The organism is Blastococcus sp. SYSU D00820, from assembly GCF_054050695.1.
In genome coordinates this window covers 59,983-82,781 of the sequence record NZ_JBJGZW010000015.1, presented here as the reverse complement: position 1 = coordinate 82,781, position 22,799 = coordinate 59,983, and the positions used below count along the sequence as shown (strand labels likewise).

The 22,799-nt window shown below is 74.9% G+C and carries 20 protein-coding genes and 2 tRNA genes; 16 read left to right on the top strand and 6 right to left on the bottom strand.

The annotated features are described in order from the left end of the window. Nucleotides 1–3 precede the first annotated feature (3 nt). The 3 genes from ACI79R_RS15990 to ACI79R_RS15980 all read left to right on the top strand — a co-directional run bounded on the left by ACI79R_RS15990 (nucleotide 4) and on the right by ACI79R_RS15980 (nucleotide 1,644). Nucleotides 4–615, top strand: a complete 612-nt coding sequence (locus tag ACI79R_RS15990) for a GNAT family N-acetyltransferase (RefSeq protein ID WP_456574632.1) — start codon at nucleotides 4–6, stop codon at nucleotides 613–615. 165 nt (nucleotides 616–780) lie between these two features. Then, the gene (sepX, locus tag ACI79R_RS15985) at nucleotides 781–1,482 is read left to right on the top strand and encodes a divisome protein SepX/GlpR (RefSeq protein ID WP_456574631.1); all 702 of its coding nucleotides are present in this window, start codon (nucleotides 781–783) and stop codon (nucleotides 1,480–1,482) included. Between the two features lie 89 nt (nucleotides 1,483–1,571). Then, nucleotides 1,572–1,644, top strand: a tRNA-Ala gene (locus tag ACI79R_RS15980). Between the two features lie 64 nt (nucleotides 1,645–1,708). Here ACI79R_RS15980 and ACI79R_RS15975 read toward each other — a convergent pair. From ACI79R_RS15975 to ACI79R_RS15965, 3 genes are read right to left on the bottom strand one after another with little or no spacing between them, the layout of a single operon-like run. Then, on the bottom strand, nucleotides 1,709–2,503 hold the full coding sequence (locus ACI79R_RS15975; protein WP_456574630.1) for an enoyl-CoA hydratase/isomerase family protein: 795 nt from the start codon (nucleotides 2,501–2,503) through the stop codon (nucleotides 1,709–1,711). A gap of 46 nt (nucleotides 2,504–2,549) precedes the next feature. Further along, nucleotides 2,550–3,869, bottom strand: coding sequence for an MFS transporter (locus ACI79R_RS15970; protein ID WP_456574629.1), 1,320 nt, complete (start codon nucleotides 3,867–3,869; stop codon nucleotides 2,550–2,552). 44 nt (nucleotides 3,870–3,913) lie between these two features. After that, a complete protein-coding gene (locus ACI79R_RS15965; protein ID WP_456574628.1) occupies nucleotides 3,914–5,440 on the bottom strand; it encodes a dolichyl-phosphate-mannose--protein mannosyltransferase in 1,527 nt (508 codons plus the stop codon). 53 nt (nucleotides 5,441–5,493) lie between these two features. Here ACI79R_RS15965 and rsmI point away from each other — a divergent pair, with 53 nt between their 5' ends. Both rsmI and ACI79R_RS15955 read left to right on the top strand, forming a co-directional pair. Further along, nucleotides 5,494–6,363: a 16S rRNA (cytidine(1402)-2'-O)-methyltransferase gene (gene rsmI, locus ACI79R_RS15960; RefSeq protein ID WP_456574627.1), complete on the top strand. Its 870-nt coding sequence runs from the start codon at nucleotides 5,494–5,496 to the stop codon at nucleotides 6,361–6,363. Nucleotides 6,364–6,485: 122 nt separating this feature from the next. Continuing rightward, nucleotides 6,486–7,355: an endonuclease domain-containing protein gene (locus tag ACI79R_RS15955; protein WP_456574626.1), complete on the top strand. Its 870-nt coding sequence runs from the start codon at nucleotides 6,486–6,488 to the stop codon at nucleotides 7,353–7,355. 85 nt (nucleotides 7,356–7,440) lie between these two features. Here ACI79R_RS15955 and corA read toward each other — a convergent pair whose 3' ends face one another. After that, nucleotides 7,441–8,553 (bottom strand): magnesium/cobalt transporter CorA, encoded by a 1,113-nt coding sequence (corA, locus tag ACI79R_RS15950; RefSeq protein WP_456574625.1) that lies wholly within the window; start codon nucleotides 8,551–8,553, stop codon nucleotides 7,441–7,443. 122 nt (nucleotides 8,554–8,675) lie between these two features. Here corA and ACI79R_RS15945 point away from each other — a divergent pair, with 122 nt between their 5' ends. The 8 genes from ACI79R_RS15945 to ACI79R_RS15910 all read left to right on the top strand — a co-directional run bounded on the left by ACI79R_RS15945 (nucleotide 8,676) and on the right by ACI79R_RS15910 (nucleotide 17,965). After that, entirely contained in the window at nucleotides 8,676–10,169 is a 1,494-nt protein-coding gene (locus ACI79R_RS15945) for an amino acid permease (protein ID WP_456574624.1), read from the top strand. A gap of 104 nt (nucleotides 10,170–10,273) precedes the next feature. Beyond that, nucleotides 10,274–10,921: a hypothetical protein gene (locus tag ACI79R_RS15940; RefSeq protein WP_456574623.1), complete on the top strand. Its 648-nt coding sequence runs from the start codon at nucleotides 10,274–10,276 to the stop codon at nucleotides 10,919–10,921. A gap of 18 nt (nucleotides 10,922–10,939) precedes the next feature. Then, nucleotides 10,940–12,733: a methionine--tRNA ligase gene (gene metG, locus ACI79R_RS15935; protein WP_456574622.1), complete on the top strand. Its 1,794-nt coding sequence runs from the start codon at nucleotides 10,940–10,942 to the stop codon at nucleotides 12,731–12,733. A 73-nt stretch (nucleotides 12,734–12,806) separates the two neighbouring features. Then, entirely contained in the window at nucleotides 12,807–13,673 is an 867-nt protein-coding gene (locus tag ACI79R_RS15930) for a TatD family hydrolase (RefSeq protein WP_456574621.1), read from the top strand. A gap of 131 nt (nucleotides 13,674–13,804) precedes the next feature. Further along, nucleotides 13,805–14,644, top strand: a complete 840-nt coding sequence (locus ACI79R_RS15925; RefSeq protein ID WP_456574620.1) for a hypothetical protein — start codon at nucleotides 13,805–13,807, stop codon at nucleotides 14,642–14,644. Between the two features lie 354 nt (nucleotides 14,645–14,998). Further along, nucleotides 14,999–16,120, top strand: a complete 1,122-nt coding sequence (locus ACI79R_RS15920; protein ID WP_456574619.1) for a ubiquitin-like domain-containing protein — start codon at nucleotides 14,999–15,001, stop codon at nucleotides 16,118–16,120. Continuing rightward, nucleotides 16,077–17,000 (top strand): 16S rRNA (adenine(1518)-N(6)/adenine(1519)-N(6))-dimethyltransferase RsmA, encoded by a 924-nt coding sequence (gene rsmA, locus ACI79R_RS15915; RefSeq protein WP_456574618.1) that lies wholly within the window; start codon nucleotides 16,077–16,079, stop codon nucleotides 16,998–17,000. Before ACI79R_RS15920 ends, rsmA begins: the two co-directional genes overlap by 44 nt. Next, complete coding sequence (locus tag ACI79R_RS15910) at nucleotides 16,997–17,965, top strand: 4-(cytidine 5'-diphospho)-2-C-methyl-D-erythritol kinase (protein ID WP_456574617.1); 969 nt, start codon at nucleotides 16,997–16,999, stop codon at nucleotides 17,963–17,965. Before rsmA ends, ACI79R_RS15910 begins: the two co-directional genes overlap by 4 nt. A 6-nt stretch (nucleotides 17,966–17,971) precedes the next feature. Here the strand turns inward: ACI79R_RS15910 and ACI79R_RS15905 are convergent, their stop codons facing one another. After that, nucleotides 17,972–18,604 (bottom strand): TetR/AcrR family transcriptional regulator, encoded by a 633-nt coding sequence (locus tag ACI79R_RS15905; protein ID WP_456574616.1) that lies wholly within the window; start codon nucleotides 18,602–18,604, stop codon nucleotides 17,972–17,974. 89 nt (nucleotides 18,605–18,693) lie between these two features. Continuing rightward, nucleotides 18,694–19,680 carry an acyl-CoA desaturase gene (locus tag ACI79R_RS15900; RefSeq protein ID WP_456574615.1) on the bottom strand — a complete coding sequence of 329 codons (987 nt, stop codon included), beginning with the start codon at nucleotides 19,678–19,680 and terminating at the stop codon, nucleotides 18,694–18,696. Nucleotides 19,681–19,886: 206 nt separating this feature from the next. On the opposite strand from ACI79R_RS15900, the gene ACI79R_RS15895 reads away from it, so the two are divergent. The 3 genes from ACI79R_RS15895 (at nucleotide 19,887) to ACI79R_RS15885 (ending at nucleotide 22,527) form a co-directional block, all read left to right on the top strand. After that, nucleotides 19,887–19,959, top strand: a tRNA-Gln gene (locus ACI79R_RS15895). Nucleotides 19,960–19,993: 34 nt separating this feature from the next. After that, entirely contained in the window at nucleotides 19,994–21,532 is a 1,539-nt protein-coding gene (gene glmU / locus ACI79R_RS15890) for a bifunctional UDP-N-acetylglucosamine diphosphorylase/glucosamine-1-phosphate N-acetyltransferase GlmU (RefSeq protein ID WP_456574614.1), read from the top strand. A gap of 14 nt (nucleotides 21,533–21,546) precedes the next feature. Next, nucleotides 21,547–22,527, top strand: a complete 981-nt coding sequence (locus ACI79R_RS15885; RefSeq protein ID WP_456574613.1) for a ribose-phosphate diphosphokinase — start codon at nucleotides 21,547–21,549, stop codon at nucleotides 22,525–22,527. Nucleotides 22,528–22,799: the final 272 nt, after the last annotated feature.

Sequence of the window (22,799 nt, the reverse complement as noted above, 5' to 3'; positions counted from 1 at the left end):
CCCGTGACGCACCCCGGGTGGCCGGCGCGGCTCCAGTGGGGGCCGGTCGAGGTGCACCCGCTGCGGCGCGGCGACGCGGTGGAGTGGAGCCGGGTGCGCCTGGCCAACGAGGACTGGCTGGCGCGGTGGGAGCCCAGCGGCGCGCAGCCGTGGGCGCAGCGGCACACCCCCGCGGCCTACCGCGCCGTGCGCCGGGCGGTGCTGCGCCGCGCCCGGATGGGGACGACGCTGCCGTTCGCCGTCCGCGTCGACGGGCGGCTGGCCGGGCAGGTGACGATCGACAACGTCGTCCGCGGCGCGCTGCGGTCGGGCAACCTCGGCTACTGGATCGACCGCGCGGTCGCCGGGCGGGGCATGGGCTCGCTGGCCGTGGCGCTGGTGTGCGACCACGCCTTCGGCCCCGTGGGGCTGCACCGGCTGCAGGCCGACATCCGGCCGGAGAACCTGCCGAGCCAGCGGCTGGTCGAGCGCCTCGGTTTCCGCCGTGAGGGTTTGTTCCGCCGCTATCTGGACATCGACGGTGACTGGCGCGACCACCTGACGTACGCGCTGCTGGCCGAGGACGTCCCGGGAGGGGTCCTCGGTCTCTGGCGTGCCCGCTCGGCGTCGGCCTAGCACGGAACCGGCCAGTCACCGAGGGTCGCCGTGTCGACACGCCGACTCCGCGGCACTCGCGTCACACAACACTCCGGCGACACACCCGCGCGCCTCCCTCGTCGGGGCGATTTCCCTGCATAACCTGCCGCGGCAAGTGACTCGTGTGACGGGTGGTGTTCTCGGATGGGATCAGGCGTTCTGCTGGCCGCTCTGGTCGTGCTCTGGTTCGTCGTGCTGGTGCCCATGGTGGTGACCCGCGGCGATGCTCAGCCGACCCGGGCGGAGGTGGGCTCCTCGGGCCGCACCCTGCAGCGGCGGCGGACGGTGGACCCCGTGGTCCACGCCGCGACCGAGCGGGTGTCGGTCGACCGGGACACGCTGCGCAGCACCGGTGAGCTGAAGGTCGACGTGCACGCCGTCCGCCGGCGCACGCTGGCCGGCCTCGTCGCCCTGGCGCTGCTGGCGCTGGTGGCCGCGCTGTTCGTCAGCCCCTGGCTGTGGACCGCGCAGCTGGTGCTCGACGGCCTGGTCGTCGGCTACCTCATGGTGCTGCGCGCCGCGGCCCGCCGGGAGCGTGCCGCCGCCCGCCGTGCGGCCCGTGCCGCCGCCCGCCGCGCCGCCCGCCCGGCGCCGCGGGTCGAGGAGCTGCCGGTGGAGGAGGTCGCCCCGGCCGCCGAGGCCGAGCCGGTGCACCACACCGTCGGCCTGCCGCACCCGAGCCTGCCGCTGGCGCCGGTGCACCCGCTGCGTCCCGGCCGGGTGGTCGCCGCCCGCGCGGCCGCGCCCGCCGGCTGGCAGCACAGCGCGGTCGTGGGCCTGGACGACGACGACATCGGCTTCGCCGACATCGACGTCTACCAGCCGCGGAAGGTCGCGAACGGATAAGGACCCTCCTGTCCCCCACCGCTCGCAGGCTCGCGGCGGGACCCTGCAGGAGGGCCGCTAGCGGGGGACGGTATCGTGGTCCTCCGTCAGGGGCTGTAGCGCAGCTGGTAGCGCACCTCGTTCGCATCGAGGGGGTCAGGGGTTCGAATCCCCTCAGCTCCACCCGACACCACGAGAGCCCCGCCCGGATCCGGGCGGGGCTCTCGTGTTCGTGGGGGCCGGGGGCTCAGCGCGCGGCGCGGAAGTCCGGCTGCCGCTTCTCCACGAAGGCGCGCACGCCCTCCCGCCCCTCGGGGTCGGCGGCCGACTCGGCGATCAGCCGGGCCTCGTCGTCCAGCTGCTCGTCGAGGGTGCGGATCGCGGCCTTCCGCACCAGCGCCCGGGTGCGCACCATCGCGCGCACCGGACCGGCGGCCACCGACGCGGCCAGGGCGATCGAGGCCTGGTGCACCTCCTCGTCCTCGACCAGCCGGGCGACCAGGCCGAACATGTGCGCCTCGGCCGCGGTGAGCGAGCCGTTGGTGAGGCACAGCTCCAGCGTCCGCGGCGCGCCGAGGGCCCGGGTGAGCGCCCAGGAGGTGCCGCCGTCGGGGGAGAGGCCGATCGCCCCGTAGGCCGGGCGGATCTTGGTCGAGCGGGCGCAGACGACGATGTCGCACGCGCCGATCAGCCCGACCGCGGCGCCGGCCACGGCGCCCTGCACCCCCGCCACGGTGGGCACCGGGCAGTTGAGCACCGCGCGCACCACCTCGTGCCAGTCGGTGGCCAGCTGCCCGACGAAGGCGCCGGGGTCCGCGGCCGTGGCGAAGGCCTGCACGTCCCCGCCGACGCAGAACCGGGGGCCGTTGGCCAGCAGCAGCACCGTGCGGGCGCTCGCCGGCCGGTCGGCCAGGGCGGCGGCCAGGTCCCGCGCCAGCGCCGGGTCGAGCGCGTTGCCCGCCTCCGGCCGGTCCAGCGTGATCCGCCAGACGTCGCCGTCCAGCTCGGTCAGCACGCGCGGGCGGTCCTGCGGCGTCGTCATCGCTCGTCCCCTCTGTCGGTCCCGTCACCGTAGGGGGAGCGTCGGGTCAGCCGCGCGCCCGGGCGGCGGAGCCGGCCGCGAGCCCGCTGTCGACCGCGGCCGGGGCGCCGCCGAACTCGTCGGCGACCTCACCGGCGACGTCGTCCAGCGGGCCGTGGGTGCGCTGCGGGGCGCCGTCCTCGTCGAGCCCGGCGTCGGCCGCCGCCAGGATCCGGTGCCCGGTCGCCAGGACGGCGATGCCGAGGACCACCGCGCCGGCGGCCACGACGAAGGGGACGTGGATGTCCCAGGCGTCGACCATCTGCCCGGCCACGAACGGGGCCAGGCCGCCGCCGATGAACCGGACGAAGCCGTAGGCCGCCGAGGCGACCGGCCGCTCCACCGGCGACACCAGCATCACCGCCTGGGTGGTGAGCGCGTTGTTGATACCGACGACGACGCCCGAGGCGACCACGCAGGCGATGAGCGCCCAGCGGACGTCGGTGAACAGGCCGATGAGCAGCAGCAGGACGGCGAACAGGGTGAGCGCGCCGTAGAGCGAGGGAGCGGTGCCGAAGCGGGCCTGCAGGCGCGGGGCCCCGATGACGGAGAAGAACGCGACGAGCAGGCCCCAGCCGAAGAAGACGAAGCCGAGCTGGATCGCGGAGAGCTCCATCGGGTACGGCGCGTAGCCGAGCATGGTGAAGAAGCCCCAGTTGTAGAGCAGCGCGGTGCCGCTCATGGTCAGCAGCCCGCGGTGCCGCAGCGCCTCCAGTGGCGCCAGCAGCGGCGTGGGCGTGGCCGGCTTCGGCGTCGGGTCGAGCAGGACCACGGTGGCCAGCAGGGCGATCGCCATGAGCGCGGCGACGCCGAAGAACGGGCCGCGCCAGCTGATGTCCCCGAGCAGGCCGCCGACCAGCGGGCCGGCCGCGATGCCCAGGCCCAGGGCGGCCTCGTAGAGCACGATCGCGCCGGCGAACCCGCCCGACGCCGAGGCGACGATGACCGCCAGCGAGGTGGCGATGAACAGCGCGTTGCCCAGGCCCCAGCCGGCGCGGAAGCCGACGATGCCGTCGATCGAGTCGGTGAGCCCGGCCAGCGCCGAGAACACGACGATGACCGCCAGGCCGGTGATCAGCGTGCGCTTCGCGCCGATGCGGCTGGAGATCCACCCGGTGCCCAGCATCGCGATCGCCGTCACCACCAGGTAGCTGGTGAACAGCAGGCTGACCTGGCTCGGCGTGGCGTCGAGCTGCTCGGACAGGGCCGGGAGGATGGGGTCGACCAGGCCGATGCCCATGAAGCTGACGACGCAGGCGAAGGCGACGGCGTAGACCGCCCTGGGCTGCCGGAACAGGCCGGCACCGGAACCGTGTGCACCACTCACGGATTCCGTTGTAGTACCCAACTAACTCGGGTGCCACCTCGTGGTCAGAACCATGACGGGAACCACATGCGCATGAGCCACTCGTCGCGCGACAGGGGCTGCCCGGTGAGGACCGGGTAGAAGAGCACGAACGTCGCGGCGACGATGCCGACGTAGAGGCTGACCGCCGCCTGACCGGCCGTGCGGCGCCACGGGAACGCGCCCTCGCGGCCGAGGGCGTCCTGCAGGACGAGGACGACGGCGAGCACGAAGAACGGCACGACCGGGGCCATGTAGAAGAGGAACATCGTGCGCTCGGGGTTCATGAACCACGTGCCCCAGCCGGCGGCGACGGCCACCGCCACGAGGATCGCGGCCGGATCGCGGCGCGCGACGATCCGCCACCCGACCCACAGCAGCGCCGGGGCGAAGGCGAACCAGAGGGTCGGCGTCCCGACCATGAGGATGTAGCGGACCACCTGGTCGCCGGCGGCGTCGGTGAGGCCCTGCGGGTTCCACAGCAGGATCGGCCGGCCGGTCACCAGCCAGCTCCACGGCCCCGACTCCCACGGGTGCGGCGAGGAGAGCTGGTTGTGGAACCGCAGCCACTCGGCGTGCTGGTGCCACAGGGCCCGCAGCGCGTCGGGCACGAACCAGAACGCGCTGTCGGGGTTCTGCTGCGCCCAGGCCTTGCCCTGCGAGGTCTCGCCGAGGAACCAGCCGGTGAAGCTGGCCAGGTAGGTGAGCACCGGCAGCACGGCCAGCGCCCACGTCGCGCCGGGCAGGCCGCGGCGCAGCGCGACCGCCGTCGGCCGGGGGACGCCGGCCTCCCGCCAGGCGGCGCGGTCCCAGAACAGGGACAGGACGGCGAACGCGGCGAGGAACCAGATGCCGCTCCACTTCACCGCGCAGGCGCAGCCGAACAGCACGCCGGCGGCGATCCGCCAGCCGCGCGGGCCGAGCCGGAAGCCCGTGCGCGGCACCGGCCGGCGGGCGCGGACCCGCGCGCGGACGACGTCCCGGTCGACGACCAGGCAGGCGACCGCCGAGACGACGAAGACCTGCAGGAAGACGTCGAGCAGGCCGATGCGCGACAGCGAGAACGAGAAGCCGTCGAGGGCCAGCAGCAGCCCGGCCACCAGGCCGAGGAACGTCGAGCCGGTCAGCCGCCGGGCCAGCCGGACGAGGACGACGACGGCGACGGTGCCCGCGACCGCCGAGGGGAACCGCCAGCCGAAGCTGTTGTAGCCGAACAGCTGCTCGCCGAGCGCGATCATCCACTTGCCCAGCGGCGGGTGGACGATGAACGTGTAGCCGCGGTTGTACTCGTGGCCCCACGTCAGCAGCTCCCGGGCCTCGGGCGGGTAGTAGGCCTCGTCGAAGAGCAGGTCGCGCGGATAGCTGATGTCCCACAGCCGGCTGACGAACGTGACCAGCCCCAGCGCCGCGGTCAGCGCCCAGGCCAGCCGCCGGTCGCCCGGCAGCGGCGGGATGCGGTCGCGCCAGGGTCGGGGCACCGGTGGGCGGCGGCGGCTCACGCGGGCGGGCTCGGGGGGCTCCCGGTCCGTGCGTTCGGGAGCCAGCACCGCCATGGGGTCAGGGTAGGGGGAGCGGCTGGGCGCCCCGCTCGTGACAGGCTGCCCCCGTGAGCGGACGACTCGTCCTGGGCGGGGCGCCGCTGGGCCAGCCCGGCGACGTCGGCCCGCGGTTGCGCGCGGCCATGGCCACGGCCGACGTCCTGGCCGTCGAGGACACCCGCCGGCTGCACCGGCTGGCGGCCGACCTGGAGGTCACCCTCACCGGCCGGGTGGTCACCTTCCACGAGTCCGTCGAGCGTGCCCGGCTGCCCGGGCTGCTGACCGCGCTCGGCGAGGGCGCGACCGTGCTGCTGCTCACCGACGCCGGGATGCCGTCGGTCTCCGACCCCGGCTACACGCTGGTGCGGGCCGCCGTCGACGCCGGGATCGACGTGACCTCGGTACCCGGGCCCTCGGCGGTGATCACGGCCCTGGCGGTCTCCGGGCTGCCGGTCGACCGGTTCTGCTTCGAGGGGTTCCTCCCCCGCAAGGCCGGTGAGCGGCGCACCCGGCTGACCGGGCTGGCCGACGAGCGCCGCACAATGGTCTTCTTCGAGTCGCCGCACCGGCTGGCCGACGCGCTCACCGACGCCGCCGCGGCCTTCGGCGACGACCGGCCGGCCGCGGTCTGCCGCGAGCTGACCAAGACCCACGAGGAGATCCGCCGCGGCCCGCTCGCCGAGCTCGCCGCCTGGGCCGCCGACGGCGTGCGCGGCGAGATCACGCTCGTGGTCGCGGGGGCCGTCGCCGCGCCCGTCGCCCTGGACCCGCCCGCGCTGGCCGCCGAGGTCGCCGCGGAGGAGGCGGCCGGCGCCACCCGCAAGGACGCCATCCGCGCGGTGGTCACCCGCACCGGCCTGCCGCGGCGGGTGGTGTACGACGCGGTGGTGGCCCACCGCCCGCCGTCCGTCCTGCCTCCGGAGCCCCCCGCGCCCTGACGTCGCGGACGGTCCGTGCACATCCCGTGCCCGGACGGGCGCCCTGACCGCGTCCTGTGCACACGACGTGGCCTGTGGACGGGGCGCGGCGCGGACCGGCCGCGCTCCGCCAGCCTTCCCGCGTGCCGCCTGCCTTCGTGCCCACCGCGCTGCGCGGTCGCGCGTTCCGCGGCACGGCCGCCGTCCGCGACGGCCTGCTGACGCCCAACCAGCTGCGCGGCCCGGCCTGGCGCCGCCTGTTCCGGGACGTCTACGTCGACGCCGCCGTGCCCGACACCCACCGGCTCCGGGCCCGGGCGGCGGCCCGGATCCTGCTGCCGGGGAGCGTGGTCGGTGGGCCGAGTGCCGCGGTCCTGTGGGGCGTCGACCTCGCCGACGTCCGCGACGACGTCGAGCTGGTGCTGCCGCCGCACGCCCATCCCCGCCGCGTGCCCGGCGTGCGGGTGCGCCGCCTGGGCCTGGCTCCCGCCGACGTGCGGGTCCGGGACGGCGTGCGCGTGACCGCACCGGAGCCGACCGCGCTGCGGGTCGCCGCGCTGTTGCCTGCCGACGAGGCGGTCGTGGCGATCGACCGGCTCGCCGTCGCCCGCGTGGTCGACCTCGCCGCGCTGCGGGCCCGCGCCGCCGTCCCGGGTGCGGCGTCCCGGCACGTCCGAGCCGCCTGCGCGCGTGCCGACGGCCTCGCCGAGTCGCCGCAGGAGACGCGGCTGCGCCTGCTGATCGGCGCCGGCCGGCTGCCGGCGCCGGTGGCGCAGTACGTGGTCCGCGACGCGGCCGGCTTCGTCGCCCGGGTGGACCTCGCCTGGCCCGATCGCCGGGTGGCCGTGGAGTACGACGGGGCCTGGCACGCCGAGGACGGGCAGTTCGCCCGCGACCGGAGGCGGCTCAACCGCCTGCAGGCGGCGGGCTGGCGGGTCGTGTTCGTGACCGCCGCCGACCTGCACCGGCCCGCCGAGCTGCTGGCGACACTCTCGGCCGCGCTGGCCGGCTGACCACGGTGCGTGCACATCCCATGTCCGGCGCGGCGAGCGGACGATGAGGCGTGCACGAAGCGTGGCGCGCCCCCAGAGCAGCGGGCTACAACCACCCGTTCCGCTTGAACCCCCGGTACAGCAGCACGCACGACACCACGATCACCAGCAGCACCGCCGGGTAGCCGTAGCGCCAGTGCAGCTCCGGCATCCACTCGAAGTTCATGCCGTAGATCCCGGCGATCGCGGTCGGGACGGCGATGATGCCGGCCCAGGCCGAGATGCGCCGCATGTCCTCGTTGTCGGCCATCGAGGTGCGCGCCAGCGACGCCTGCAGGATGGACGACAGCAGCTCGTCGAGGCCACCGACCTGGTCGCGGACGCGGATGGCGTGGTCCTGCACGTCGCGGAAGTAGGAGCGCATCGTCGCCGGGACGACGTCGATCGACCGCTCGGCGAGCTTCTGCAGCGGCAGCTCCAGCGGCCCGACCGCCCGCCGCAGCGCCATGAGCTCGCGCTTGAGCTGGTAGAGCCGGCCGATGTCGTCGGTGCGCTCCGGGCTGAACACCGAGGCCTCGAGCTCGTCGACGTCGTCCTGCACCGCCTCGGTGACGTCGACGAAGGTGTCGACGACGAGGTCGGCCACCGCGTACAGGACGGCGGCCGGCCCCAGGCGCAGCAGGTCGTGCTGCTGCTCCAGGTGCTGGCGCAGCCGGGCGAGGTCGCCGTGCTGCCCGTGCCGCACGGTGATCACGTAGGAGCGGCCGAGGAAGATCATCACCTCGCCGGTGTCGACCACCTCGCTGGTGGCCGTCAGCTGCTCGTGCTCCACGTAGGTGGCGGTCTTGAGCACCATGAACAGGTCGTCGTCGTAGTGCTCCAGCTTGGGGCGCTGGTGGGCGAAGACGGCGTCCTCCACGGCCAGCGGGTGCAGGCCGTAGCGCTCGGCGATGTCGTCCAGCTCGGCCTCGGTGGGCTCGTAGAGCCCCAGCCAGACGAAGCCGCCCTGCTCCTCGGCCGCCTGCAGCGCCTCGCGGGGTGCCACCGGTGCCTGCCGGCGGCCCTGCACGTACACGGCGCAGTCGACGACCGCGCCGGTGCCCGCGGGCCGGGTCGGCACCGCGCGCGGCGCACCCGCCGGCCGGGGCCGCCGGGTGGGCACGTGCAGGTCCGGCGGGGAGTCGGCGGCCTGGTCGCCGGACGGCTGGGTCGCGGTCACGGTGCCCTCCACGCTCGTCACGGCCCGGTCCGCCCGGGCGAGTGCAGCGTAGGCATGCGGGCCGGGCCGCCCCGTGCGACGCTGCCGGGGGCCGGGCGGCACCGGCCGTCGAGGAGGACGCCGTGACCGAGGCCGACCGTCGCGTCAAGTCCGTCGAGGACTCCATCCGCGACACCGAGGAACCCGAGCACCAGCTCAAGAAGAACCTCTCCGGCCTCGACCTCGCCGTCTTCGGCGTCGGGGTGATCATCGGCACCGGCATCTTCGTGCTGACCGGCGAGGTGGCCAAGACGACGGCGGGCCCGGCCGTGGCCGTCTCGTTCGTCATCGCCGGCGTCGTGTGCGCGCTGGCCGCGGTCTGCTACGCCGAGTTCGCCTCCACCGTGCCGGTCGCCGGCTCGGCCTACACGTTCTCCTACGCCACGCTCGGCGAGCTGATCGCCTGGATCATCGGCTGGGACCTCGTGCTCGAGCTGGCCCTGGGGGCGGCGACGGTCGCGGTCGGCTGGTCGGGCTACCTGAACCAGTTGCTCGGCGACCTCGGCGCCGCGCTGCCGGCGTCGATCGCGGGGGAGACCGCCACGGTCAACATCCCGGCGATCGTCATCGTGCTGGTGATGACCGGGGTGCTCGTGCTGGGCATCAAGCTCTCCTCGCGGGTCACCGGCGTCATCGTGGCGATCAAGGTCGCGATCGTGCTCCTGGTCATCGTGCTGGGGCTGTTCCACCTCACCGCGGACAACTACACGCCGTTCGTGCCGCCCGCCGAGCCCCCCGCGGAGGGGGAGGGCGGCTGGCACTCGCCGCTGATCCAGCTGCTCGGCTTCACCCAGGGCAGCTTCGGCTGGGGCGGCGTCATCGCCGGCGCGTCGATCGTCTTCTTCGCCTTCATCGGCTTCGACATCGTGGCGACGGCGGCCGAGGAGACCCGCAACCCCAAGCGGGACCTCCCGCGCGGCATCCTCGGCTCGCTGATCATCTGCACCCTGCTCTACGTCGCCGTCTCCCTCGTGGTCGTCGGCATGCAGCCCTACGACGAGCTGTCCAGCGAGGCGCCCCTGGCCGAGGCGTTCTCCGCCGTCGGGATGCCGTTCGTCGCCAGCGTCATCTCGCTGGGCGCACTCGCCGGGCTGACCTCGGTGGTCATGATCCTCATGCTCGGCCAGTCGCGGGTGCTGTTCGCGATGAGCCGCGACCACCTGCTGCCCCCGGGCCTGGCCGCGGTGCACCCGCGGTACGGCACGCCGTACCGGATCACGATCGGCACCGGGGTCTTCGTCGCGCTGCTGGCCGGGTTCCTGCCGCTGAGCACGCTGGCCGAGCTGGTCAACATCGGCACGCTGTTCGCCTTCGTGCTGGTGTCGATCGGCGTCATCGTGCTCCGGCGCACCCGTCCCGACCTGCACCGCTCCTTCCGGGTCCCGCTGGTGCCGTTCCTGCCGATCGTCTCGGCGCTGGCCTGCCTCTACCTGATGCTCAACCTGCCGGCCGACACCTGGCTGCGGTTCGCCATCTGGATGCTCGCCGGCTTCGCCCTCTACTTCGTCTACGGCCGGGGGCACAGCCGCCTGGCACCGGGACGGCGCGAGGAGGCGGCCGCCGCCCGCAAGGGGTGAACCGGCCTCCCTCGCGGGGGTGAGGCCGGTTCCCCGGTCGTTCAGCCCCGGCCCGGGGACGTCGACCTGACCGGTGACCCCGTCCCCGGCCAGGGAGCAGCCCCGTGGCGAGCACCGTCCTCGACGTCCGGACCTCCGGCGCGACCCCGCGCCCGGTCCCGGCGGCGACCTCCGCGCGCCGCCGTCCGCCGGCGGCGGTGCTCGGCGCCGCGGGCGTCGCCGTGCTCGAGGCGCTCGCGCTGGTCGCCGCGGCGCTGACCGGCCTCGACGGCCTCCTCGCCGCACCGCCGCGGCCCTCCGGTGCGGTGGTCGTGCTGGTGCTCGGCGGCCTGGCGACCTGGGTGGTGCTCTGCGCCGCCGGGGGCGTCACCCTGCTCGACGGCTCCGGACGGGCGCTGCTGACCCGGGTCGCCTACGGCGAGGTGGTCCTGCTCACCGTCGTCCTGCTGGTCGGCCTGGCGACGCCGCTGGTCGACGACCTGCCCACCACGCTGCCGCTGCCCGCGGTGCTGCTGCTCGCCCTCGCCGTGCCGGTCGGCAAGCTGCTGCTGGCCAGCGCCCCGTCGGCGGAGGAGTGGCTGGCGGCCGGGCCGCGCTCGCCGGCCGCGCAGCCGCAGCTGTCCGAGGGCCAGCGGGTGCTGCGGGCGGTGACCGTGGGCGTCATCGGCGTCGTGCTCGGCGTGGTCGCGCTCACCGGGCCGACCGGGGGCCCGACCGACGCCGGGTTCCCCGCGCCGGTGGGCCAGCACTGACCTCACTACTCTCGTGCCGTGAGTGATCGGCACATCCTGACCGCGGTGGCCTGGCCCTACGCCAACGGCCCCCGGCACATCGGCCACGTCTCCGGCTTCGGCGTCCCCTCCGACGTCTTCAGCCGCTACCACCGGATGGTGGGGGACAGGGTGCTGATGGTCAGTGGCACCGACGAGCACGGCACCCCGATCACGGTCGCGGCCGACGCGGAGGGCATCACGCCCCGCGAGATCGCCGACCGGAACAACCGGATCATCGTCGGCGACCTGCAGTCGCTCGGGCTCAGCTACGACCTGTTCACCCGGACCACGACGGCCAACCACGCGCAGGTGAGCCAGGAGATCTTCCTGGGCCTGCTGAAGAACGGCTACGTCTTCCCGAAGACGACGCTCGGTGCGATCAGCCCGTCGACCGGGCGCACCCTGCCCGACCGCTACATCGAGGGCACCTGCCCGATCTGCGGCTACGACGGCGCCCGCGGCGACCAGTGCGACAACTGCGGCAACCAGCTGGACCCGACCGACCTGATCAACCCGGTGAGCCGGATCAACGGCGAGACGCCGCGGTTCGTCGAGAGCGAGCACTACTTCCTCGACCTGCCGGCCTTCACCCGGGCGCTCGGCGACTGGCTGGCCACCCGGAAGAGCTGGCGGCCCAACGTCCTGAACTTCAGCGTCAACCTGCTGGAGGACCTCAAGCCGCGCAGCTACACCCGCGACATCGACTGGGGCGTCCCGGTGCCGCTGGACGGCTGGCGCGACCGGCCCGACAAGCGCATCTACGTCTGGTTCGACGCCGTCGTCGGCTACCTGTCGGCGTCGATCGAGTGGGCCCGCCGCTCCGGCGACCCCGAGGCCTGGCGGCAGTGGTGGCAGACGCCGGACTCCGACGCCTACTACTTCATGGGCAAGGACAACATCGTCTTCCACTCCGAGATCTGGCCCGCCCAGCTGCTCGGCTACAACGGCGAGGGCGACAAGGGCGGCACCCCCGGGTCGCTGGGCCGGCTCAACCTGCCCACCGAGGTCGTCTCCAGCGAGTTCCTGACGATGGAGGGGCGCAAGTTCTCCTCGTCCCGCCAGGTCGTCATCTACGTGCGCGACTTCCTCGCCCGCTACGACGCCGACGCGCTGCGCTACTTCATCGCCGTGGCCGGCCCGGAGACCCAGGACACCGACTTCACCTGGTCGGAGTTCCGCCGCCGCAACAACGACGAGCTGGTCGCGGGCTGGGGCAACCTGGTCAACCGGTCGGTGTCGATGGCGGCCAAGAACGTCGGCGCCGTCCCGACGCCCGGCGAGCTCACCGACGCCGACCGCGCGCTGCTGGCCACCACCTCCGGGGCCTTCGGCCCGATCGGCGACCTGCTCGCGCGCAACCGCCAGAAGGCCGCCGCGACCGAGGCGATGCGGGTGGTCGGCGAGGCGAACAAGTACCTGTCCGACCAGGCGCCGTGGAAGCTCAAGGAGGACCCGGCCCGCCGCGACACCGTCCTGCACACCGCGCTGCAGGCGATCCGCGACTGCAACGCGCTGCTGACCCCGTTTCTCCCGCACTCGGCGCAGAAGGTGCACGAGCTGCTCGGCGGCACCGGGGTGTGGTCGGTGGCGCCGCGGATCGAGGAGGTCACCGACCTCGACGACGGCTCGTCGTACCCGGTCATCACCGGCGACTACGACTCCGGGCAGGCGGTGTGGGCCTCGACCCCGGTCGTCCCCGGCACGCCGCTGGCGCCGCCGACGCCGGTGTTCACCAAGCTCGACGAGTCCGTGGTCGAGGAGGAGCTGCGCCGGCTGGAAGAGGGCTCGTGAGCGAGCTGGCGAGCTCACGCAGGGACGCAGCAGCCGGGCGGATGCCGCTGCCGAGCGCCAGCGAGGCGTCGGCATGAGCCGGTCGGCGGCCGCGCGCGCCAACCGGCGGGGCGAGCCGCCGCCGTCCCCGGAGCCGCTGCCGGCCCCGGCGCTGGACAGCCACACGCACCTGGACATCGCCGTCGGCGGGTTCGAGCGGCAGCCGACCGACGAGGAGGTCGACGCCGAGATCGCCGCGGCGGCCGCCGTCGGCGTGCCCCGGCTGGTGCAGGTGGGGGTGGACGTCGCCTCGTCGCAGTGGTCCGCGGCGCTGGCCGCCCGGCACCCGTCGGTGCTCGCGGCGGTCGCGGTGCACCCCAACGAGGCGGGCTCGGGCCTGGCCGACGACGACGCGCTGGCCGAGATCGACCGGCTGGCCGCGCTCCCGCGGGTCCGCGCGGTGGGGGAGACCGGCCTCGACCGGTTCCGCACCGGCCCGGAGGGCTGGGCGGCGCAGGAGGCGTCGTTCCGGGCGCACATCCGCATCGCCAAGGAGCACGGCGTCGCCCTGGTCATCCACGACCGCGACGCGCACGAGGAGATCCTCCGCGTGCTCGACGACGAGGGCGCACCCGAGCACACCGTCTTCCACTGCTTCTCCGGCGACGCGGCGTTCGCCCGCGCCTGCGTGGCCCGGGGCCACGTGCTGTCCTTCGCCGGCACGCTGACCTTCGGCAACGCCGGCTACCTGCGCGAGGCCGCGGCGATCACCCCGCTCGACCAGCTGCTGGTGGAGACCGACGCACCGTTCCTCACGCCGGTGCCGCACCGCGGCCGGCCCAACGCCTCGCGCCTGGTGCCGCACACCGTCCGGGCGCTGGCGGAGGTGACCGGCACGGAGCTCGAGCAGCTGTGCGCCGCGCTCACCGCGAACGCCGAGCGGATCTTCGGCTCCTGGTAGGACAAGGACCCCGCCGCCCCCCACGCCTCGCGAGCTCGGCGCGGGATCCTGCGCCGGGGCCGGAGCGGGCCATTCGAAGCAGAGGTGTCCGGAGGGAACACTCCGTCCCGAAGCGATGCACACTGGGCATCGTGGGTCGCCTCATCGCCGTCGTGCTCTTCATCGCCGTGCTGGTGCCCGGGGTCCTGCTCGCCCGCGCGTGGGGGATGGCCGCGGGCCGCCGGGCGGTCGCCGCCGCGGCCGTCGACTTCGCCACCCCCACCGACGAGGGCCGGCAGACCCTGCAGCGCCAGGCGTTGCACGGCCGGCGGGTGCGCCGGGTGGGCCTGCTGCTGGGCCTGATCGGCGTGGGCGCCAGCGTGCTGATGTTCGCCGAGGCCTCGGTGTTCCTCTGGGCGCCGGCCGTGGTGATCGGCCTGCTGCTCGGCGTCGTCCTCGCCGAGGCGACCCGCCCGCGGCCGCGCTGGCGGATGTCGTCCCCGCCCCGGCGGATGCGCCGCGGCGAGCAGATCTCGCTGTGGCTGCTCTGGACGATGCGGCTGGTCGTGGCCGCCGAGGTGGTCGCCGCGGTGCTCATGTGGCAGCGCGACGAGCTGCCCGACAGCGTCGGCTGGGTGGCCCTCACCGTGCCGCTCGCCGCCTGGCTGCTGGCGGAGGTCGCCCTGCTGCGGGCGCTGCTGCGGCCGCTGCCGGCCGAGGGCGCCGACGTGCCGGTCGACGAGGCCCTGCGCACCTGGACGGCGCACCTGGTGAGCGCGGCGACAAGCGTGCTGGCGCTGCTGCCGCTCGGCGTGCTCGTGCTCGTCGCCGGGCTGCGGCTGGGCGACCGGGTCACCGAGAACGTCGACCTGCTCCCGGTCGCGCTGGTCGCGGGCGGGTTCTCCGCGCTGGCCGCGGGGCTCGCCGTGGCCGCCTTCCTGCTGACCTGGCTGCGGCCGCTGCGGCTCTCGGAGCGCGCGCTCGCCGGCTGACGGACGGCTCCGGCTGCCCCGACGAGGGCGCCGCCACACTGTGGCCTTCGCCACACCATCCGCCTCACGCTGCGCAGTGGTCCCAGGCGTCCCAGCCGGCGCGTCCGTCACAGGCTGTGTCGGCGCGCCCACATGTCGACGTGTCGCCTCTCTGATTCACTCCGTGCGCACCGTTGCCACTCGTACCACGCCCGTTATCGTGTCGTGACCAGCCGGGGTGGGGACCGACCCGGGCGGCGTCGCCCGGAGCCTTCCCCGGGGTGGACGCCGGCCGAGCCGGGCACACCGGGAGGCCGTTCCGCGGCCTGCCGGTGCGGCGCCCCCTGCCCGGTCCCGTGACCCCGTGGAAGTGTCGTGCCTCGAACGCTGAAGTTCTCCCTCTTCGCCCTGGTCCTGCTCGGACTCGTGGGCGGCTCCGTGGCCTACTTCGCCGCCCAGAAGTCCGTGACGCTCACCGTCGACGGGCAGGCCCGGGAGGTCAGCACCTACGCCGACACCGTCGGTGAGGTGCTCGAGGACGAGGGGCTGGAGACGGCGGCGCACGACGTCGTGCTGCCCGATCCCGACTCGGCGATCTCCGACGGCGACACCGTCGTCCTCAACCGGGCGCGGCCGCTGCAGCTGACCGTCGACGGGCGCACCAGCGAGGTCTACGTGACCGCCCTGTCGGTCGACGAGGCGCTGGACCAGCTGGGCTACCGCGCCGAGGGCCTGGTGCTCTCGGCCAGCCGCAGCGACCGGCTGCCCCTCGACGGCATGGCGCTGTCGATCAGCACCCCCAAGGCCGTGACCCTGGTCGCCGACGGCCAGGAGCGGGTGGTCACCACCACCGCCGGCACCGCCGCCGACCTGCTCGCCGAGCAGGGCATCACGCTCGGGCAGACCGACCGGATGACCCTCCTGCCCACCCAGCCGCTGCTGGACCGCATGCGCCTGCAGGTCTTCCGCGTGCAGGTCACCGAGGTCACCGAGACCACCCCGATCCCGCACCAGACGGTCGAGACCGAGGACCCCGACGCCTTCGAGGGCGAGGAGACCGTCACCCAGCAGGGCGTGGACGGCCAGCAGGCCACCACCTACCGCATCACCGTCGTCGACGGCGTCGAGACCGGCCGCGAGCAGGTGAGCACCGCCGTGGCCGTCGCCCCGGTCGACGAGCTGGTCAGCGTCGGCACCAAGGAGCGCCCGGCGCCCGCGCCGGCGCCCTCGGGCGGCGGCAGCGTCCCGGCCACGGCCGACGGCCTGAACTGGGCCGCGCTGGCGCAGTGCGAGTCCGGTGGCCGGCCGAACGCGGTCAGCGCGAGCGGCACCTACCGCGGCATGTACCAGTTCTCCCGCGCCACCTGGGCCTCCGTCGGGGGCAGCGGCGACCCGGCCGCCGCCTCGGCCGAGGAGCAGACGATGCGGGCGCAGATGCTCTACGCGCGCTCCGGTGCCGGCCAGTGGCCGCACTGCGGCTCCCGGCTGTTCAGCTGATCCCGGCCGCGCGCTGAACACTCCGCACGAGCAGACCGACGGGCTGCTGGGCCCGGCCGCGATCCGCGACCTGGCCCAGCAGCTCGACCTGCGACCGACCAAGAGCCTCGGGCAGAACTTCCTCCACGACGCCAACACGATCCGGCGGATCGTGCGCACCGCCGAGGTGCGTCCGGACGACGTCGTGCTCGAGGTCGGCCCCGGGCTGGGCTCGCTCACCCTGGGCCTGCTGCCCGCCGCGGCCGCGGTCACCGCGGTCGAGATCGACCCGCGCCTGGCCGAGCTGCTGCCGCGGACCGTCGCCGAGCGCGCGCCCGCGCTGGCCGGCCGGCTGACCGTCGTCCGGGACGACGCCCTCCGGGTGCGGGAGCTCCCCGGTGCCCCGCCCACGGCGCTGGTGGCCAACCTGCCGTACAACGTGGCCGTGCCCGTGCTGCTGCACCTGCTGGAGCTGCTGCCCTCGCTGCAGCGCGCGCTCGTGCTGGTGCAGGCCGAGGTGGCCGAGCGGCTGGCGGCCGCCCCGGGGACACCCGCCTACGGCGTCCCCTCGGTCAAGGCCGCCTGGTACGGCGAGGTCCGCCGGGCCGGGAACGTCGGGCGGCGGGTCTTCTGGCCCGAGCCCAACGTCGACTCCGGCCTGGTGTCGCTGGTCCGCCGCGACCCCCCGGCCGGCGACCGCGCCGCCACCTTCGCCGTCGTCGACGCCGCCTTCGCCACCCGCCGCAAGGGGCTGCGGGCCGCGCTCGCCCGGTGGGCCGGCAGCCCCGCCGCGGCCGAGCAGCGGCTGCGCGCGGCCGGCATCGACCCGGCCACCCGCGGCGAGCAGCTGTCGGTCACCGACTTCGCCCGGCTGGCCGCCACCCCCGAGGTCGCGCCGTGAGCTGGTCCTCGCACGGTGGTCCCGGCCGCATCACCGGCGACGGCGCGGTGGTGGCCCGGGCGCCGGCGAAGATCAACGTCCAGCTGGCCGTCGGCCCGCTGCGCGCCGACGGCTTCCACGAGCTGCAGACGGTGTACCTCGCCGTCTCGCTGTTCGACACCGTGACCGTGCGCCCGGGCAGCGGGCTGGCGCTCACCGTCACCGGCGAGTTCGCCGGGGCCGGCACCGGGCCCGAGCGGGTGCCGACGGACCGCCGCAACATCGTCTGGCAGGCCGCCGAGCTGCTCGCCGAGCGGGCCGGGGTGCCGGCCGAGGCCACCATCGTGGTCGAGAAGGCCATCCCCGCCGCCGCGGGCCTGGCCGGCGGCAGCGCCGACGCCGCCGCCGCGCTGGTCGCCCTCGACGCGCTGTGGGGCACCCGGGCCACCCGTGGAGAGCTCGCCGACCTCGCCGCCCAGCTCGGCAGCGACGTGCCGTTCAGCCTGCTGGGCGGGGTCGCGCTCGGCTCGGGGCGCGGGGAGCGGCTCTCCCCGGTGCTGGCCCGGCGGCGCTGGGACTGGGTGCTGGGCATCGCCGAGGGCGGGCTGTCCACGCCGGCGGTCTACGCCGAGCTGGACCGGCTGCGGGCCGAGGGCCGGGTGCCCGACGGCACCGGGCTCGCCCCGCCGGAGCCGGTCATCGCCGCCCTGCGCAGCGGTCCGGTGGAGACCCTCGCCGCGGCCCTCGGCAACGACCTGCAGGCGCCGGCGCTCTCCCTGCGGCCGGCCCTGCGCCGGGCGCTCGCGGCGGCGACGGAGGCCGGTGCGCGCGGCGCGCTGGTGAGCGGCTCCGGGCCGACGGTCGCCGCGCTCGCCGACGACGAGGCCGCCGCCGTGGCGCTGGCCGCCGAGCTGGCCGGTGCCGGGGTGTTTCGCACCGTCCGTGCGGTGCACGGCCCGGTGCCCGGTGCCCGCCTGGTGGGCTGACGGGCCCTACGGGCGGGGCAGCAGCGTGGGCGCGCCCTCGAGGTGCGCCAGGCCGTTGTAGGCCAGGTTCACCAGGTGCGCGGCCACCTCGCCCTTGCCCGGCGTCCGGGTGTCCAGCCACCACTGGCCGACCAGCGCCACCATCCCGACCAGTGCCTGGCTGTAGAGCCCGGCCAGCCGCGGGTCGTAGCCGCGGCCGGCGAACTGCTGCGCCAGCAGGTGCTCGACCTGGTGGGCGACCTCGCCGATCAGGGAGGAGTAGCTGCCGGTCGGATCGGTGACGGGGGAGTCACGGGAGAGCACGCGGAAGCCGTCGGTGTCCTCCTCGATGTAGTCCAGCAGCGCGAGGGCGGCGCGCTCGAGGAGCCGGCGGGGGTGCCCGCCGGAGGACAGCGCGGTGGTGAACCGGTCGAGCAGTCGCTGCAGCTCCCGGTCGACGACGACGGCGTAGAGGCCCTCCTTGCCGCCGAAGTGCTCGTAGACCACCGGCTTGCTCACGTCGGCGCGGGCGGCCAGCTCCTCGATCGAGGTGGCCTCGTACCCGCGCTGGGCGAACAGCTCGCGGCCGACGTCGAGCAGCTGCTCGCGGCGCTGGGCGCCGGTCATCCGCACCCGCGGCCGGGTGGGTCCGCTGCTCACGGCGCCCATCGTGGCCCGGGGACGCCGCCGCCCGGGCGACCGGTCGGGACCAGGTCGCCCGGGCGGGGGAACAGCACCGGCCGGGGTGCTCAGCCTGCTGCCGGGACGGCGTCCCGGCGCTTGGCGGCCAGCCGCACCGGGTCGGGCCACTTGACGTGGCTGGCCCAGCCGAGCTTCTCGAAGGCCCAGATGACCCGGGCGCTGATGTCGACCTGCCCGCGCAGCACGCCGTGCCGGGCGGAGGTGGGGTCGACGTGGTGCAGGTTGTGCCAGGACTCGCCGGCGCTCAGCAGGGCCAGCGGCCAGAAGTTGGTCGCGCGGTCCCGCGAGACGAACGGCCGGCTGCCCACGACGTGGCAGACCGAGTTGATCGACCAGGTCACGTGGTGCAGCAGCGCGACCCGGACCAGGCCGGCCCAGAAGAACGCCGACCACGCGCCGGCCCAGCTCTGCGTGACCAGGCCGCCGATGACGCCGGGCAGCAGGAGGCTCACGCCCGCCCAGACGACGAACAGCTTGCTGATCCGGACCAGGCCGCCGTCCTTGAGCAGGTCGGGGGCGTAGCGCTCCTGGCTGGTCTTCCGCCGGTCGAACAGCCAGCCCAGGTGGGCGTGGAACATGCCCTTGAGCAGCGCCCGCAGGTCGGTGCCGTACCGCCACGGCGAGTGGGGGTCGCCGGCGCGGTCGGAGAACGCGTGGTGCCGCCGGTGGTCGGCCACCCACTGGATGACCGGCCCCTGGATCGCCATGGAGCCGGCGGCGGCCAGCGCCAGCCGCAGCGGCCGCACGGCCCGGAAGGACCCGTGCGTGAAGTGCCGGTGGTAGCCGACCGTCACGCCCAGCAGGGTCAGGTAGTAGAAGCCGACGGCCAGACCGACGTCCAGCCAGGACAGGCCCCAGCCCCAGACGGCCGGGACGATGGCGGCCAGCGCCAGGAACGGGACGAGCACCACCACGTAGAGCGTGACGATCTCGAGCGTGCTCTTCCGCCGGCCGATCGCGTTGGCGGGCAGTCCCGCATGGGGCTCGGCCAGCGGTCGGGGAACGGCGGGCCGGGTGAGGGCGGGAGCGGACAAGCGGCCTCCAGGGCGGGCGATCCGATCGGACGCCGCAGCGTCCCCGACCGGGGTTACGAACCCGTAACCTACGTGACCGTAGGGAGCTCCGCCCGTCGTGCCCCGGCAGCCGCCCGCGCCGGGCGCTGCCCGTCCCGGGGGCGCGCCCTAGGCTGCCTGTGGCGCCGGAGCGGCGCCTCCGCCGACCGCCGGTCGCGGCGGCGGGATGGGGGATGGGGTAATCGGCAGCCCGCCGGCCTTTGGAGCCGGGAAGTCTCGGTTCGAGTCCGAGTCCCCCAGCGCAGCCGTGCCACCCCGTCGCCCGAGGAGACCCGTGACCCTGCAGCAGCCGGGAAGTGCCCGTTCCACCGGAGCCGCCGTCGCCGGCGTCGTCGTCCTCGCCGCGGGTCAGGGCACCCGCATGCGCTCGGCGACCCCGAAGGTGCTCCACACGCTGGGCGGACGCAGCATGCTGGGCCACGTCCTCGCGGCCACCGCCCCGCTGGGCGCGGGGACGACGGTCGTCGTCGTTGGCGCCGGCCGGGCCGCCGTCGCCGAGCACCTGGCCGCCGTCGCGCCGGAGACGCTGCCGGTCGTGCAGGAGGAGCAGAACGGCTCCGGGCACGCCGCGGCCGTGGCGCTGGCCGCCGTCCCGCACCTGGAGGGGCCGGTCCTGGTCGTCAACGGCGACGCCCCGCTGCTGCGGCCCGAGACCGTGCGGGCGCTGGTCGACGGCCACGCCGCCGCCGGGTCGGTGCTCACCGTGCTGACCGCCGAGGTCGACGACCCGACCGGGCTGGGCCGGATCGTCCGCGGGGACGACGGCGCGGTGCGGGCGATCGTCGAGGAGCGCGACGCCACCCCCGGGCAGCGGGCGATCCGCGAGGTGAACGCCGGCGTCTACGTCGGGGACGCCGCGGCCCTGCGCCGGGCGCTGGCGCGGGTGGGGTCGGACAACGACCAGGGCGAGGTGTACCTGACCGACGTCGTCGGGCTGCTGGCCGGCGAGGGCGCCCCGGTCGGGGGCGTGCCGGCCGAGGACCCGGTCGACGTCCTCGGCTGCAACGACCAGCGGGAGCTCGCCGCCCGGCGGCGCACCCTGAACGACCGCGTCCTCGACGGGCTGATGCGGGCCGGCGTCACCGTCGTCGACCCGGCCACCACGTGGGTCGACGTCACCGTCACGGTGGCCGCGGACGCCGTCCTCCAGCCCGGCGTCCAGCTGCAGGGGGCCACGAGCGTCGCCACCGGCGCCGTCGTCGGGCCGGACACCACCCTGGTCGACACCGAGGTGGGGGAGAGCGCCACGGTGCTGCGGTCGCACTGCCTCGGCGCGGTGGTCGGGCCGCGGGCGACCGTCGGCCCGTTCAGCTACCTGCGCCCGGGGACCCGGCTGGCCGCGCGCGCCAAGGCCGGGGCGTTCGTCGAGACCAAGAACGTCAGCGTCGGCGAGGGCTCGAAGGTGCCGCACCTCTCCTATGTGGGAGATGCCACGATCGGCACGGGCGCCAACATCGGCGCGGCGACCGTGTTCGTGAACTACGACGGTGTCGAGAAGCACCACACGCACATCGGGGACCACGTGCGCATCGGCAGCGACACCATGCTGGTGGCGCCGGTCACGGTGGGGGACGGCGCGTACACCGCGGCCGGGTCGGTGATCACCACCGACGTCCCCCCGGGGGCCATGGGCGTGGCACGGGCACGCCAGCGGAATGTGGCAGGCTGGGTCCGCCGTCGCCGCCCCGGTACCGATGCCGCTGCGGCCGCCGCGGCGGCCGGGGATGCACCGGCCGCGGGTGCGGCAGACACTCGACCGGGGAGCGCCGACGAGGGCCGGGCTCCGGCCCGCAGCGCGAACGACGACCAGTAGGGGCAATAGAGCCGATGAGTTCCATCCGGCAGACCACCAACAAGAGCCTGATGCTCTTCTCCGGCCGGGCGTTCCCGGCGCTGACCGACGAGATCGCCGGACACCTGGGCGTCACCCCCACCCCCACCGCGTCCTACGAGTTCGCCAACGGCGAGCTGTTCGTCCGGTTCGAGGAGTCCGTCCGCGGCTGCGACGCCTTCGTGGTGCAGAGCCACACCGCGCCGATCAACACCTGGCTCATGGAGCAGCTGATCATGGTCGACGCGCTCAAGCGCGCCTCGGCCAAGCGGATCACCGTCGTCGCCCCGTTCTTCCCCTACGCCCGCCAGGACAAGAAGCACCGCGGCCGCGAGCCGATCTCCGCCCGCCTGGTCGCGGACATGTTCAAGACCGCCGGCGCCGACCGGCTGATGACCGTCGACCTGCACACCGCCCAGATCCAGGGCTTCTTCGACGGCCCGGTCGACCACCTCTTCGCCCTCGACCTGCTCGTCGGCCACGTCTGCGAGCGCTGGGGCGACCGCGACCTCACCGTCGTCTCCCCGGACTCCGGCCGGGTGCGGGTCTCCGAGCGCTGGAGCGACAAGCTCGGTGGCGTACCGCTGGCCTTCATCCACAAGACCCGCGACCCGCTGCGGCCCAACGAGGTCGTCGCCAACCGCGTCGTCGGTGAGGTGGAGGGCCGGGTCTGCATCCTGGTCGACGACATGATCGACACCGGCGGCACCATCGTGAAGGCCGCCGAGACCCTCTTCGAGGCCGGCGCGGCCGACGTCATCGTCACCGCCACCCACGGCGTGCTCTCCGGCCCCGCGGTCGACCGGCTGAAGAACAGCCAGATCAGCGAGGTCATCGTGACCAACACGCTGCCGATCGAGCCGTCCCGCCAGTTCGACAAGCTCACCGTCCTGTCGATCGCGCCGCTGCTGGCCCGCGCGATCAAGGAGGTCTTCGAGGACGGCTCGGTGACGAGCCTGTTCGACGGGGCGTCGTGACACTGCGGTCCTCCGGACCGCGACCGCGGCCAGGTGCCGTTCCCGGCCTGGGCTGAGCCCTCCTCCGGGTCCGGCTCGGGGAGCCCTCCGGACTCCCGCTCGCCGGCCCGGCCTCGCGGGGCGGGTCACCGTCCAGCGTCCTCGGCTCGCGTCGTGTCATCGCTCGGGGAGCCCTCCGGGCTCCCGCTCGGGACGACCGCGTACCCTGGTCCTGTTGCCCGGCGAGGGAGCGGTCCGACCGACTCCGTGATCGACGTGCGTGTGCCCTCACG